Below are 14,609 nucleotides of genomic sequence, written 5' to 3'. Positions count from 1 at the left end.
GTAGCATTTTTGTCAAAGGAGGCGAAGAAATTGGCTAAATATACAATTGTAGATATGGATACATGCATTGCATGTGGTGCTTGTGGTGCCGCTGCCCCTGATATTTATGACTATGATGACGAAGGTATTGCATATGTTATTCTAGATGATAATCAAGGTACTGCGGAAGTGCCAGAAGAACTATATGAAGACATGGAAGATGCATTAGATGGTTGTCCTACGGATTCAATTAAAATTGAAGAGGAATCATTTGATGGCGATGCATTAAAATTTGAATAATGCTATTATTGCAAAATAGTAATTATATACAACCATGTTAGTAACGTCATCACTGTGACATTTGCTAACTTTTTATTTTTTTAAAGCGATAGATAAAACGAGCCGTGATATCAATATATAATGGCTCGTTTTATCTATCTTTCTTTTATTAAATTTTATTTAGGTAAGACATTTTTTAGTCTGTTGTATAACAAAATAAATATGATAGAGATGACAATACCTTTAATGATATTAAAGGGAATCACACCAGATACAATGACGATTTTTACATTTTCAACAACGTCAGATAGATTCATAATCATGCCATACAGTGGGAGTAAAACGAAATAGTTCAGTATACTTAATACAATTGTCATAACTACTGTCGCAATACTTAGTCCAACAATTTGTGACTTAATTTTATCTTTATATTTCGTTACAAAATAAGCTGTTAATAAAAAGCTAGATGCTGCTAAAAAATTTGCAACTGGTCCAACTGGATCACCTATGTTAAATAAAAAGTTGAGTAAATTTTTTATGAATTCTACAATAAGACCTGCTACAGGTCCTAAAATAAATGTTGCTAATAACGCGGGAACATCACCAAAATCTAACGTTAAATAAGGTGGCAAAAATGGTATTGGAAATTTTATAAACATTAAAATGAAAGCCACCGCACTCAACATACTTATGGTAATGAGTCTTTTTGTTTGTTGATGCATATTTAATTGTCTCCTTCCATTCATCTTACATAGAATAGGAGGAATAAATTGCACAACAAATCATGTCCTCCATCTTCTCCCATCCAGACTTTACTGTCGGCTCTAGATTTTCACTAGATCAGCCATTTTATTATATATAATAAAATGGGTCGCAGGCTTTATTTACTGCCGGTTGGGAATTGCACCCTACCCCGAAGATGAATTTCTTAAATTTTATAAATTTATCATAGCTTATTAGTCAGATAAAAACAATAGAATTGCTTAAAATAACTCATTGCCTAGCCATTGTGTGTACTACACATGTGATAAAATGATTAAAAATAAAATTAAATTCAAGCTACCAACGAAAATAATCCGTCACAAGCCGTAGTAGTACCACGCTTGTAACGGATTTGTAATAGATTAGAATTATTAAAGATAAATCAGTTTGTTTTAGGTTTTGGTAAAGTGATGATAAATGTAGTCCCTTTACCAAGCGTACTTTTAACATCGATAGTACCACCATGCTCGTGTATAATCATGCGACATATGAACAATCCTAATCCTGTTCCTTGTTTACCTCTTTTACGAGCAGTGTCTACTTTATAGAATCTATCAAATACTTGTTGTAAATGTTCAGGTGCTATGCCTGATCCAGTGTCACTAATATAAAGGATATTTTCAGTTTGCGTTTCTCCATACTCAATCTTTATTTCGTCACCTGGTTCAGTATATCTTGAAGCATTGTCTATAAGATTGGTTAATACTTGTTCAATTCTATCAGAATCATAATACCACATCTGATTGTGAGTATTTGGACTTAAATTCATATTTAAACCTAAATCTTTAGCATGTTTTTGATACTTTTGTTGCACCTTATCAAGCAAATGATCAATGGGTTGAACAACTTTTTCTACAGTTAATCCTTCTGCGTCCATACGAGCAACATTTAATAACTCATTCACTAATCTGTTCAAGCGTTTTGTTTCATCTAACACAATTGAAAGTGACTCATGAATTTCTGCAGGTTCGGTGACGATACCATCAACGATGGATTCTGTATACCCTTGCAGTAAAGATATAGGCGTGCGTAATTCATGTGATACATTCGCAATAAAGTCTTTTTTCATTTGGTCCATATTATGTTCGTTAGTCATGTCACGAATGATAGCTACAATACCACTACGACCATCAGGTTGAATTTGTTCGATATAACTTGTAATAATTACAAAATAGCGCGTGTTAATTTCATAAACTTCAAATTGCGTTTTTTTATTTTTAAATGTAAGTTCATTTTGTTCATCAAGTTTTTCTAAAGCAAAATCATCTAACATTTGCAATGTAGTATTAGCCATTTTGTTTGAAATGATAATTTCTTTTTTATCATTAAAGCCTAATACGCCTTCTACCATTGAATTGATTAGACTATCGCGTATATTTTTAGATGAAGATAACGCGTCAATGTGTTGCTGTATTTCGGAACTCATTGTATTAAATGCGCGTGATAATTCCCCTATTTCATCTCGCGAATTGACTGGGACAACTTGCGCATAATCACCTTTAGATACTTTTAACGCTTGTGTTCTTAAATTTCTTAAAGGCTTTGTAATTCTAGAAGATAAGAAGAAGGCAAAGATAGTTGTTATCGCTAAAAAGATAATCGCAATAATTAAAATGATAACGGTAATGACATTGTTTGTGTCTTCAATCGTTTTTAGGTCTTGATAAATGAATACACCACTAAACTTATTTGTGTGATTATCCGCTGATGAAATGGCTTTTGTAGGATAACCGATTAATACATAAGTTCGTTGATTTCCATTCATATTTAAGGTGACATGTTCAGAAACTTGTTTACCATTATTAAATACTTGATTGTAATCATTGCTTTTTTTAATTTCTTTGACCATTTTGTTTTTCGTTTTATCTTTATCCTGTCTATCTATATGCTTATCATTCATTATGATAAGTCCAACTGGTCCTTCGATTAATTTTCTACTATGTTGAATTGCAGTTTCTCTATTATCTGCGCTTTCTAAAAGTTGACTAATTCGTTTTGCATCTTTTAATAATGAGTCTTCTGTTTCTTGCGTGAAATAAGATTGTATAAACGTTATAAGCGCTGCACTTAATAAAATTAAAACTGTAGTCACTATAAAAATAATAGTTAACCACAGTTTAATGACGACGCTATTGAGTTGATTCATTATTTGATTTGATTTCAAATTTATAACCAACACCCCATACAGTTTGTATCATATGTGCAGCGTCCTCTGATACACGATTTAATTTCTCTCTTAAACGTTTAACGTGAGTATCTACAGTTCGCAAGTCACCATAGAACTCATAATGCCATACTTCTTTTAGTAATTGTTCTCTATCAAATACTTTATTAGGTGTTTTTGCTAGGAAAATCAATAATTCATATTCTTTAGGTGTTAAATTCACTTGACTACCATCTGCCAACACTCTGTGTGCATCGTTATCAATCACTAAGTGATCAAATTCTATTAAATCACGTGCATGTGGTTCGCTTTGTTCGGCAGTTGCCACTTGTGTACGTCTTAATAATGCTTTAACACGTAGGACCACTTCTCTTGGAGAGAATGGTTTTACGATGTAGTCATCCGCACCAGATTCAAATCCTTCTACACGATTTGTTTCCTCACCTTTAGCAGTTAACATGATAATGGGTGTTTCCTTATGCTCTCTTAATTTAGACGCAACGGTAATGCCATCCATTTCAGGTAGCATCAAATCTAATAAAATGCAAGCATAGTCATGTTCCATTGCCATTCTATATGCTTCATTTCCATCATTTGCTTCATGTATTTCAAAAGATTCTCTTTCGAGATATAGTTTCAATAATCTTCTAATACGATCTTCATCGTCTACAATTAGTATTTCGTTTGACATACGTATATACCTCCCACACGACTAACTTTCTAATTCAACCATATTATATCATAGCTTTAAGGTTAAAAGTGGTTATGAAGAAAAAGTTTGTGAAAAAATTATCATAGTTGATAATTTAAATTCAGATTAATTACCGTGTTCTGCAATTTGGCGTATCATTTTAACTTCGTGTGGCGTAAGTACTCTACCTTCACCAGCATTTAAACCTTTCAAGTTTAATGGTCCAAATTCAATGCGTTGCAATTTGGTTACTTGATGTCCAAAATGTTCAAACATGCGACGCACTTGTCGATTACGTCCTTCAGTAATAGTGATTTCAACTAATGTTGTGTTTTTATCTTTATCTTGATTTTTCACTTTAATTATAGCAGGTTGAGTAACACCATCTTCTAGTTGGACACCTTGTTCAAGCGATTTCACTTCTTCACGCATGAGATAACCTTTTAATTTTACTACATATTTTTTCTTTATTTTATAACGTGGATGTGTCATAAGATTAGTGAATTCGCCGTCATTTGTCAGTAATAATAAACCAGATGTATCATAATCTAAACGGCCAACTGGATAAATTCTTGTTTTAATTTGTTTAAAGTAGTCAGTTACAACTTTACGCCCTCTGTCATCTGAAACACTGGTGATGACTTGTGCAGGTTTATAAAATAGTATATATAATTTGTCTTCTTGTTCTAATTTGATACCCTCTACTTCGATGCTATCAGAAGGTTTAACTTTAGTGCCTAATTCAGTTTCAACTGTGCCATTCACTTTTACTTTGCCTTCAGTAATTAAAGTTTCTGCTTTTCTACGTGAAGTATAGCCACTGTTGGCAATACGTTTTTGAAGTCTTTCTGTATCTTTATTCATGATTATCTCCTTTTTGATTAACTAAGTTACTAAAGAACGCTTCGATTTCTTCATCTTCTTCGTCTGTAGTAGGTAAATCGTCTAAATGTTCAATACCAAATACGTTTAAAAATAGTTCAGTGGTATAAAGTTGATGACTTCTAGAATCGGCTTCCTCTTTAGCTTCTACTAAACCGCGAGCGATTAATGTTTTAACAGCGCCGTCTGAATTAATACCTCTAATTAGTTCAATATCACTGCGTGATAAGGGCTGATTATATGCAATGATGGATAAAGATTCCATTGCAGCTTGTGATAATTTCATTTTTGATTTTTGTTCAATTAATTGTTCGATATAATCAGATGCTTCTTTCTTGGTAGTTAATACATAAGTATTACCGTAGTGTTGAATCGTTAAACCGGGTGAATCATACGCTTCAATTAATTCTGTTAATGTTGTTGGTTCAATTTCTAAAATTTCTAGTAGTTGCTGTTGATCCAAACCTTCGTCTCCGGCTGTGTATAGTAGTGCTTCTAATATGCCTTTATCTTGCAACGCCATAGTTTACTCCTCTTAAAATATTAATATCATCAAAACTTTTTGCTTGTTCAATATTTACTATACCGGATTTCGACATTTCAAGTATAGCTAAGAAATGTGTCACTACCATTTCTATCGGTTCTGTAAAATTAAATAAGCTAAAGAAGTTAAAGGACTCATGCTGCTTTAATTTATCAGTGACTTGTGAAGTTGCTTGTTGTATTGTGAATGTTTCTTTACGTATATCTACTGTTTTAGGTGTATGGAACTCAACTCTGTTTTTTACTTTTTGATAGGCAATGATTAATTCTGTTAAATCAATTGTATTATCTGGGCTCCATGTTTCATTGGATTCTAAATGGGATAAATCCGTTGGATGTTTAGAAAAATATAAAGCACGTTCGACTTTACGTTCATTTAAAAATTCAGTGTAGGCTTTATAATTTTGATATTCGATTAAACGACCCACCAATTCGTCTCGTGGATCATCATCTAAATCTTCCACTTCATTCGTTTGAGGTAGAAGCATTTTACTTTTTATCATCAATAATTCTGAAGCCATGACTAAGTATTCACTAGCAATATTAATTTCTAATTGATTCATCGTATGTATATATTGCATATACTGCTCAGTTAATGCTTTCATAGGAATATCATAAATATCAATTTCAATTTTTTGTATAAGATGCAATAATAAATCTAATGGTCCATTAAAGGCATCTAGTTTTACTTCGTACATTTTATCTACCTCATATCGCAAGTTAAGTGCGTAATTCACTAAAGTATTATAGCATGTTTAATGAAAACATTTAAATTTGGAGCGGTTTTTTATGGAAAATGCATTAAAGGAATTTTATTTTCAATTTCATACGAATCAACATTACTTTTTATGTCATGACATTTTAGAGGAAGCTTGGAAGGAAAATAAATCTTTCAGTAAGGATGACGCTGTCGTCAGTTTAATTTTATTTGCAACTGGATGTTATCACTTTCGTAGAGAAAATGATAAAGGTGCTATCAAATCTTTTAGAAAAGCATTAAAAGTTATTGAACCTTACAAAGAAGAAATCAATCTAGGTATTGATATCAAAGCATACCAAAAAGTGATTGCTGAATTAGTACATGCTATTGAAAATGGTCAACAATTTGCACCAGTACAGTTACCAATCACTTCACAAATGCAACAAAAAATTTTAACAACGTATCCAAACTATATCATGACGGAATATGTTATTAGAGATAGTTACATTGTTAATCATCATTTAGAAAGAGATAGAACAGAAGTGAATGAGGCTCGTTTAAACGCATTATATCAAAAACAACAAGATAGAAAATAAAAGTACTAAACCAATTGTTTGCATATAAAAACACAGGCGAGTTATTCAACGAATCAACTTGTCTGTGTTTATGCACGTGGATGAAATTCATTATACATTTTTCTAATTTGTGATTTGGATACATGTGTATACAATTGTGTGGTAGATATATCAGAATGTCCTAACATTTCTTGAACTGCACGTAAATCCGCCCCATTTTCTAGTAAATGCGTGGCAAATGAATGTCTCAATGTATGTGGTGTTAATGATTTTGTGATATTAGCTTTGATAGCGTTTTGTTTAATCATTTTCCATATAGCTTGTCTTGATAAAGGTTTGCCATGCATATTTAGAAATAAGGTATTCGTCACTGTTTTCTTCAACAATTGAGGACGAATGGTTTCTATGTACGTCTTTAAATATTCTATTACTGTGTCACCTAAAGGTACAATACGCTCTTTATTACCTTTTCCAAATACTTTGACAAAGCCCATAATTAAATTTACATCTTCTAACTCAATTTTGATGAGCTCAGAAACACGCATGCCTGTCGCATATAATAACTCTAGCATTGTGCGATCTCGATAGCCATTTATTTTAGCCAAATTGGGCGTTTCCAATAGTGCTAACACTTCATTTATTTCTAATACATCAGGTAATTTGCGATCATATTTGGGTGTCTCGATAAGTACAGTTGGATCTTTTGCAGCATACTTTTCTCTCAACGCAAATTGATGAAAGCTTCTAATTGTTGAAATAAACCGTGCTAACGATTTAGCAGAAGCGCCATTATCATGTAAATACCCCAGACATTGTTGAATGGATGCTCTATCAATAAAATCAATATGACTAATCTTTTGTAACTCTAAAAACGTATTATATTTTTTTAAATCTCTCCGATAAGCTCCTATTGTATTCGAGCTTAATCCTTTTTCTAATTGAATGAATTTCAAATATTCTTCAATAATCGTATCCAAGATACCACCTCTATCTTTAAAATGGTGTACGTAGCTGAGTTATTTACCCAATGCCTGGCAATCAGAACATACACCATGGAATGTCAAACGATGATCAGAAATTCTAAAATTAAAATCATTTTCGACACGTTCTTCAACTTGTGGCAATAAGTCTTCTTCAATTTCTTCTACTTTGCCACATTCCATACAAACAAGGTGGTGGTGAAAATGTTTTGCGCCTTCTTTACGTAAATCAAAACGAGCGACGCCATCTCCGAAATTAATTTTATCAACAACTTTTAATTCTGATAATAGCTCTAACGTACGATATACTGTTGCTAGACCTATTTCAGGTGCTTTGTCCTTCACTTTTAAATAAACATCTTCAGCACTTAAATGATCTTTTTCATTTTCAATTAAAACACGCAACGTAGCTTCACGTTGAGGTGTCAATTTATATGAAGATTGTTGTAATTGTTGCTTCACGCGATTTAAACGTTCTTCCACGGAAGCCTCACTCCCCTACTAATAATTATAATCATTTTAATTTACATAATGATTTATATATAAAATACCAGTAATTGATAAAATACGCAAGTCAACTTGCTTCTTATTTATAATCATTATAATTAAGGAGTAAATGTTGTAATGCAATAATCGTTTTAGCATCTTCGAAATACTTATTTTTTAACATATCTTTAATGTCGTCTACATCGTAATATACTAATTCAATAAATTCATCATCATCGAGATGCATTTCTCCAACTTTTAAACTATTAGCCATATATATGGAAATTTTCTCATTTGAAAAACCAGGAGAACCGTACATTTCTGTAATTAGTTCTAAATCTTCAGCTATATAACCTGTTTCTTCTTCTAATTCACGCTTAGCTGCAGAAAGTCGTTCTTCGCCTTTTTCTAATTTGCCTGCTGGAATTTCTAATAATGGCTTTTCAGCTGGTTTACGAAATTGTTTTACTAAGATGACTTTGTTATCAGGTGTCACCGGACAAACTGCGACTGCCCCATTATGATAAACTAATTCACGTTTAGATGTGTTGCCATCGGGTAATTCAACATCGTGGACTTCTAAATCAATAATTGCGCCTTTATAAATGGATTCTTTATGTATTGTTTTCTCATATAAATTCATTTTAATCACGTTCCTTTAATTTGATTTAAGTTACTGTTAAGATAAATACGTTAGTATATAGGGAGCAATTAAAATAAGTATTTCAAATGACAAATAAATCGTATTTAGTAAATTTATTTTTAATCCCTATGATTTGAGTGTATCGAAAGGAGAAACGACATGCAAAAAAATGTTTTAAAAAGTGGTATTGAACTCTCAGAATTAGGATTAGGTTGTATGAGTTTAGGCACAGATATTAACCAAGCTGAACCAATTATAGAACGTGCAATAGAACATGGTATTACTTACTTTGATACAGCAGATATATATGATAAAGGTGTAAATGAAGATATTGTAGGTAAAACACTTAAAAAATATCAAGATAGAAGTGACATCGTCATTGGTTCTAAAGTAGGAAATCATTTAGCTGATGATGGTTCTACATTTTGGGACCCTTCGAAAGCATACATTAAAGAAGCAGTAAAAGGTTCATTAAGTCGCTTAGGACTTGACCATTTAGACTTGTATCAATTACATGGTGGAACGATAGATGATCCCCTAGATGAAACGATTGCTGCATTCGATGAATTGAAACAAGAAGGCATCATCCGAGCATATGGTATTTCTTCAATTAGACCCAATGTTATCAATTATTATTTAAAACATAGTGATATTGAAACACTCATGTCTCAATTTAATTTAATAGATAACAGACCGGAAGCTTTATTAGATGATGTACATGCTAAAAAAGTAAAAGTTTTAGCTCGTGGTCCAGTTTTTAAAGGATTGTTAACTTCTAACAGTAATCAAGCCTTAGATCGTAAGTTTTCAGAAGGTATTTTTGATTACACATATCCTGAATTAGGCGAAACTGTTGCATCTATTAAAGAAATCGAAAGCAATCTCTCCAGTTTAACATTTAATTACTTAACCTCTCATGATGCGTTAGGTTCAATCATTGTAGGGGCAAGTAGTGTGAATCAACTGGATGAAAATGTTGAAAATTATAAACTGTCTAAAGATATCAGCTTAGAAAAATTGAAAGCAGCACGTGATCGCGTTAAAAATTTAGAATACACGCAACATTTAAAATAAGTTAACCAATTAAAGCGTATGAGTTATTTTAGATAGGAAAGTGAACTAAACTGTATCCTATTTAATCTTACTCATACGCTTTTAATATTGTATAACTACTCATATTGATTAAGATTTGTTATTAAATAAAAAAGTGAAGTGTTTTTCAATAAATCGAGGTGCTAACTGATAAATACGTAAGAGATGATGCATCCAACTGGGTGCATTAATTTCTTCTTTTTGAGTGATTATCGCATTAACAATACGTTGAGCTAATTTATCGGAGTTTAGCATGATTTTTTTATATTTTTTTGAATATGTTAATGAAGGATCTGCTTTTTCATGGAATGGTGTTGCTATCGGTCCTGTATTAACTGTTAGTACATGGTAATTGGGTTTTTCAATACGGAGTGCATTTAGTACTTGATTAAATGCAGCTTTACTAGCACCGTAATGGGCAGCTGAAGCTTGTGTCAAAAATGCAGACTGACTTCCAATGCCTACGATTGTAGGCATGCGACTGAAATGTGGTTGTAATGTAGTTAATAATGAATTAAAGCTAATTACATTTAACATATATGTTTCTTGCATTTCTTCTATTGTGTGTTGATCAATTGATTTGAAATAACCTAACCCAGAACTATAGATGATACCATCGATGGATTGTCCTTTAAAATGGTTGCTAAGTTGGACGATTTGCGATGTGGACTGTAAATCACATTGGATAATCTTTAAATGTGAGGAGCCATATTTTAATTGAAGCGGCTTTAGCTTATTAACGTCACGTACCAGTGCAGTCACATAGACCTGTTTTTGTAATAGAATGTGTAAGATAGATTTACCTAATCCACCTGATGCGCCTGTTAAGACATAATGTCTACCTATCATATGTATCCCTACCCTTTGTTAGTATATGGATAGTATATATGAAGTCATTACGTTATGCCATTTATTATGGAAATATTAGGCATATTGTGAAACTATGTTACTATAGATACATAAATGAAACATAAAAACTCAGAGGAAGTGAAATGTTCACATGAAACTAGTATTTTATGGTGCTGGTAATATGGCACATGCAATTTTTACAGGTATCGTTAATTCTAAAGTTATAGATTCCAATGATATTTATTTAACAAATCGTTCTAATGAAGTTGCACTTAAAGAATATGCTGAAAAGTTAGGTGTCAATTATAGTTATGATGATGAAGCGTTATTAAAAGCGGCAGATTATGTATTTTTAGGAACTAAACCTTATGATTTCGAATCATTAGCAGAAAGAATTAAACCATTTATAACAGACAAAAATAAATTTATCTCTATCATGGCTGGTTTACCTATTAGTTATATAAGAGAAAAATTGGAAGCGGACAATCCAATTGCACGTATTATGCCAAATACCAATGCACATGTAGGTCATTCAGTTACTGGAATTAGTTTTTCAAGTAATTTTGGTCCAAATTCTAAAGATGAAGTCGATGAATTAATTAATGCCTTTGGTTCAGCAATAGAGGTTCCAGAGGACAATTTACATCAAGTGACAGCCATTACAGGAAGTGGTCCAGCATTTTTATACCATGTATTCGAACAATATGTTACAGCTGGTACACGCTTAGGTTTGGAAAAAGCACAAGTCGAAGAATCGATTCGCAACTTAATTATTGGAACAAGTAAAATGATTGAACGTTCTGAATTAAGCATGGAACAACTTAGAAAAAACATCACATCTAAAGGTGGCACTACTCAAGCAGGGTTAAATGCCCTTTCACAACATGACTTAGAAAGTGTTTTTGAGGATTGTTTGAGAGCTGCAGTGGATCGTAGCGTTGAACTTTCAAGCCAGGATGAAGATTAAGGACTGACATTTTACAACAATAATAAATAGAAACATGTTTTTTCATAAAATTATAAATACCCTTTAAAGTAGAAGTTCTAAAAATTTCACTTTAAAGGGTATTTTATATATGAGATTTTAATTTCCACTATATTCATTATTATAAGCAAGTTTTAAAAAGACCACGAATCAAAATCTTTCACAAATTTAAATGGAGGTGTAGTGGGAAGTGATTTAAGTGATTTACTAATCGTTTCAACTTCTTCAATTGTGTAACGATTACTCATGTGTGTAATCAAGCTATAATCTACGTGGGCATTTTCTATTAGTGTAAATACATCCTCAATATGGCTATGATGATAATTGTTTGCTAATGATTTATCACCTTCTATATAAGTACTTTCATGAACCATAACATTAGCATGATCGGCGATGATTTCTTCATTTTGACACGGCATTGTATCACCAAATATAGCGATAACAGGTCCTTTCACAGCATCCCCTTTAAAATCTTTGGAATTATAAATAATGCCATTATATTCAAATGTTTCATTATTTTTTACATCTTGATATTTAGGCCCAGGCTCTAACCCAATTTCTTTAAGCGCCGATACATCTATTTTTCCAGATGTATAGGGTGCTTCGATACGATATCCGAAAGAAGGTATACCGTGATTTAACATATGCGCTTCTACATTAAAACCATTATTTTGATAGGATAAGTGGTTTTCGATTTCTATATATGTAATTGGATAATTTAATTTAGATTCAGATAAACGTAAAGTCGTTTCTATATATGCTTTAATTCCTTTAGGTCCAATGAGTGTTAGTGGCTTACCTTCACCACCTTGAAACGACCTACTCGTTAATAATCCTGGTAACCCAAAAATATGGTCGCCATGCATATGCGTTATAAAAATGTGATCTACCTTTCCTAATTTAATAGAATGATGCAATATTTGGTGTTGTGTACCTTCACCGACATCAAATAGCCAGATATTATTAGAATATGGTTCCAAGTTTAATGCAATTGCTTGTGTATTTCGTTCTTTTGTTGGTAGACCAGCACTCGTACCAAAAAATGTTATTTCCATGCATATGCCTCCTCTTCTTGTTCACATTTTATCATAGAAAAGAATAAAAAATATATTAAAATTTTCTTATCTCAAGCAAAAAGGTATGAACTAAACAGATTATTGTTCTATAATATAAAGAGATTTATAAAAAGAATTGAGGTTTTGATCTTGAATACTAAAAATAAAGACATTCCATGCTTAATAACAATATTCGGAGCAACGGGTGATTTAAGTCACAGAAAATTATTCCCATCATTATTCCATCTATATCAACAAGAAAATTTAAATGAACAAGTTGCTATAATTGGTATAGGTCGAAGAGAGTTAACAAATGATGATTTTCGTAGTCAAGTGAAATCATCTATTCAAGAACATGTTAAAGACACGAAGCATCTTGATAAATTTATGGAACATGTATTTTATCATAAACACGATGTAAGTGACGAAGCAAGCTATCAATCATTACTAGAAGTTAGTAATAAACTAGACACTGAATTTAATTTAAATGGTAATAGATTGTTCTATTTAGCTATGGCGCCAAAATTCTTTGGTGTAATTTCTGATTATTTAAAATCATCTGGATTAACAGAAACGACTGGTTTCAAACGTTTAGTCATCGAAAAACCATTTGGCTCTGATTTAGCCTCTGCTGAAGATTTAAATGAACAATTACGTCGTTCATTTAAAGAAGAAGAAATTTATCGTATTGATCATTACTTAGGTAAAGATATGGTACAAAATATCGAAGTGTTACGTTTTGCTAATGCAATGTTCGAACCACTATGGAATAACAAATATATTTCCAATATCCAAGTAACCTCTTCTGAAGTATTAGGTGTAGAAGATAGAGGTGGTTATTATGAATCAAGTGGTGCATTAAAAGATATGGTACAAAACCATATGCTACAAATGGTTGCCCTACTTGCTATGGAAGCGCCTATCAGTTTACACAGTGAAGATATTAGAGCAGAAAAAGTAAAAGCGCTTAAATCATTACGAAAATTAGAACCAGAAGAAGTGAGACAGAACTTTGTCCGTGGTCAATATGATGAAGGTGTAATCCAAGGTCAAAAAGTACCAAAATATAGAGATGAAGATCGTGTTGCTGAAAATTCAACTACCCCTACTTTCGTAGCAGGTAAATTAACGATCGATAACTTTAGATGGGCAGGCGTACCTTTTTATATTAGAACTGGTAAACGTATGAAGAGTAAAACAATACAAGTTGTTGTTGAATTTAAAGAAGTGCCAATGAACTTGTATTATGAAACTGATAAAAAATTAGACTCAAACTTACTTGTAATCAATATTCAGCCTAATGAAGGTGTGTCATTACACTTAAATGCTAAGAAAAATGTACAAGGCATAGAGACAGAACCTGTTCAATTATCATATGCAATGAGTGCACAAGATAAAATGAACACAGTCGATGCATATGAAAACTTATTGTTTGATTGTTTAAATGGTGATGCTACAAACTTTACACATTGGGAAGAATTAAAATCTACATGGAAGTTTGTAGATGCAATTCAAGAAGAATGGAATCAAAATGAACCAGAGTTCCCTAATTATGAGTCAGGTTCTAATGGTCCGCTTGATAGTGATTTATTATTAAGTAGAGATGGTTTCAAATGGTGGGACGATATTCATTAAATAATATATTGCTAATCATACGAGCATCAACATTTGTAACTTTACAATGTTGATGCTTTTTTGTTAACTATTTTTTTATGTTATGATTTAAGCTATTGAGTAAAAAAAGTGAATGCCAAATAACTTATTTACATTTTACCCTATTTAATATTTTTAAGATGTAAGCGGAATGAAAATGATGTAGAATATACTTAATCAGTTAAAAACATATTATATTATGTAGTCATTTTTTAAGAGTAGTAAAACACGGATCATATGTTTTTTGTGTTATTCAGTTGATACATCGGCTGATAAATATAGAGGGTTACT

Annotated in this window: 16 protein-coding genes and 1 riboswitch; of the genes, 5 read left to right on the top strand and 11 right to left on the bottom strand. The window is 32.0% G+C overall.

The window, feature by feature from the left end; translation table 11 throughout:
• Positions 1 to 30 precede the first annotated feature (30 nt).
• Positions 31 to 279 (top strand): ferredoxin, encoded by a 249-nt coding sequence (locus ACP7BT_RS01800; RefSeq protein WP_002483238.1) that lies wholly within the window; start codon positions 31 to 33, stop codon positions 277 to 279.
• A gap of 155 nt (positions 280 to 434) precedes the next feature.
• Here the strand turns inward: ACP7BT_RS01800 and ACP7BT_RS01795 are convergent, their stop codons facing one another.
• The 6 genes from ACP7BT_RS01795 to ACP7BT_RS01770 all read right to left on the bottom strand — a co-directional run bounded on the left by ACP7BT_RS01795 (position 435) and on the right by ACP7BT_RS01770 (position 5,998).
• On the bottom strand, positions 435 to 980 hold the full coding sequence (locus ACP7BT_RS01795; protein WP_037538408.1) for an ECF transporter S component: 546 nt from the start codon (positions 978 to 980) through the stop codon (positions 435 to 437).
• 67 nt (positions 981 to 1,047) lie between these two features.
• A riboswitch (FMN riboswitch) is annotated at positions 1,048 to 1,183 on the bottom strand.
• Between the two features lie 219 nt (positions 1,184 to 1,402).
• Complete coding sequence (locus ACP7BT_RS01790) at positions 1,403 to 3,166, bottom strand: ATP-binding protein (RefSeq protein ID WP_037538600.1); 1,764 nt, start codon at positions 3,164 to 3,166, stop codon at positions 1,403 to 1,405.
• On the bottom strand, positions 3,150 to 3,875 hold the full coding sequence (locus ACP7BT_RS01785; protein WP_011303060.1) for a response regulator: 726 nt from the start codon (positions 3,873 to 3,875) through the stop codon (positions 3,150 to 3,152). Before ACP7BT_RS01785 ends, ACP7BT_RS01790 begins: the two co-directional genes overlap by 17 nt.
• Before the next feature lie 126 nt (positions 3,876 to 4,001).
• Entirely contained in the window at positions 4,002 to 4,739 is a 738-nt protein-coding gene (locus ACP7BT_RS01780; RefSeq protein ID WP_002483234.1) for a pseudouridine synthase, read from the bottom strand.
• Positions 4,732 to 5,280, bottom strand: a complete 549-nt coding sequence (gene scpB, locus ACP7BT_RS01775; protein WP_002483233.1) for an SMC-Scp complex subunit ScpB — start codon at positions 5,278 to 5,280, stop codon at positions 4,732 to 4,734. The genes ACP7BT_RS01780 and scpB overlap by 8 nt, the downstream gene beginning before the upstream one ends.
• A complete protein-coding gene (locus ACP7BT_RS01770) occupies positions 5,264 to 5,998 on the bottom strand; it encodes a segregation and condensation protein A (RefSeq protein ID WP_041080657.1) in 735 nt (244 codons plus the stop codon). The genes scpB and ACP7BT_RS01770 overlap by 17 nt, the downstream gene beginning before the upstream one ends.
• A gap of 91 nt (positions 5,999 to 6,089) precedes the next feature.
• Here ACP7BT_RS01770 and ACP7BT_RS01765 point away from each other — a divergent pair, with 91 nt between their 5' ends.
• Positions 6,090 to 6,596 (top strand): DUF309 domain-containing protein, encoded by a 507-nt coding sequence (locus tag ACP7BT_RS01765; RefSeq protein WP_002483231.1) that lies wholly within the window; start codon positions 6,090 to 6,092, stop codon positions 6,594 to 6,596.
• A 68-nt stretch (positions 6,597 to 6,664) separates the two neighbouring features.
• On the opposite strand, the gene xerD is transcribed toward ACP7BT_RS01765, so the two are convergent.
• The 3 genes from xerD to ACP7BT_RS01750 form a co-directional block, all read right to left on the bottom strand.
• Positions 6,665 to 7,552, bottom strand: a complete 888-nt coding sequence (xerD, locus tag ACP7BT_RS01760; protein WP_426303715.1) for a site-specific tyrosine recombinase XerD — start codon at positions 7,550 to 7,552, stop codon at positions 6,665 to 6,667.
• Between the two features lie 39 nt (positions 7,553 to 7,591).
• Positions 7,592 to 8,038: a Fur family transcriptional regulator gene (locus tag ACP7BT_RS01755; protein ID WP_002483229.1), complete on the bottom strand. Its 447-nt coding sequence runs from the start codon at positions 8,036 to 8,038 to the stop codon at positions 7,592 to 7,594.
• A 103-nt stretch (positions 8,039 to 8,141) separates the two neighbouring features.
• The gene (locus ACP7BT_RS01750; RefSeq protein WP_037538405.1) at positions 8,142 to 8,684 is read right to left on the bottom strand and encodes an NUDIX hydrolase; all 543 of its coding nucleotides are present in this window, start codon (positions 8,682 to 8,684) and stop codon (positions 8,142 to 8,144) included.
• 159 nt (positions 8,685 to 8,843) lie between these two features.
• Here ACP7BT_RS01750 and ACP7BT_RS01745 point away from each other — a divergent pair, with 159 nt between their 5' ends.
• Positions 8,844 to 9,758, top strand: a complete 915-nt coding sequence (locus ACP7BT_RS01745) for an aldo/keto reductase (protein ID WP_002483227.1) — start codon at positions 8,844 to 8,846, stop codon at positions 9,756 to 9,758.
• Positions 9,759 to 9,866: 108 nt separating this feature from the next.
• On the opposite strand, the gene ACP7BT_RS01740 is transcribed toward ACP7BT_RS01745, so the two are convergent.
• Complete coding sequence (locus tag ACP7BT_RS01740) at positions 9,867 to 10,625, bottom strand: SDR family NAD(P)-dependent oxidoreductase (protein WP_002483226.1); 759 nt, start codon at positions 10,623 to 10,625, stop codon at positions 9,867 to 9,869.
• Between the two features lie 151 nt (positions 10,626 to 10,776).
• Between ACP7BT_RS01740 and proC the strand changes: the two genes are divergently transcribed.
• The gene (gene proC, locus ACP7BT_RS01735) at positions 10,777 to 11,592 is read left to right on the top strand and encodes a pyrroline-5-carboxylate reductase (RefSeq protein WP_011303054.1); all 816 of its coding nucleotides are present in this window, start codon (positions 10,777 to 10,779) and stop codon (positions 11,590 to 11,592) included.
• A 152-nt stretch (positions 11,593 to 11,744) separates the two neighbouring features.
• Here proC and rnz read toward each other — a convergent pair whose 3' ends face one another.
• On the bottom strand, positions 11,745 to 12,665 hold the full coding sequence (gene rnz, locus ACP7BT_RS01730) for a ribonuclease Z (RefSeq protein WP_002483224.1): 921 nt from the start codon (positions 12,663 to 12,665) through the stop codon (positions 11,745 to 11,747).
• A gap of 150 nt (positions 12,666 to 12,815) precedes the next feature.
• On the opposite strand from rnz, the gene zwf reads away from it, so the two are divergent.
• On the top strand, positions 12,816 to 14,300 hold the full coding sequence (gene zwf / locus ACP7BT_RS01725; RefSeq protein ID WP_037538404.1) for a glucose-6-phosphate dehydrogenase: 1,485 nt from the start codon (positions 12,816 to 12,818) through the stop codon (positions 14,298 to 14,300).
• Positions 14,301 to 14,609 lie beyond the last annotated feature (309 nt).

It is taken from the genome of Staphylococcus sp. Y174-1 (assembly GCF_049897865.1).
Taxonomy (GTDB): domain Bacteria; phylum Bacillota; class Bacilli; order Staphylococcales; family Staphylococcaceae; genus Staphylococcus; species Staphylococcus saprophyticus.
The sequence above is the reverse complement of the archived record's forward strand: the minus strand, read 5'-3'. Positions and strand labels throughout refer to the sequence as shown.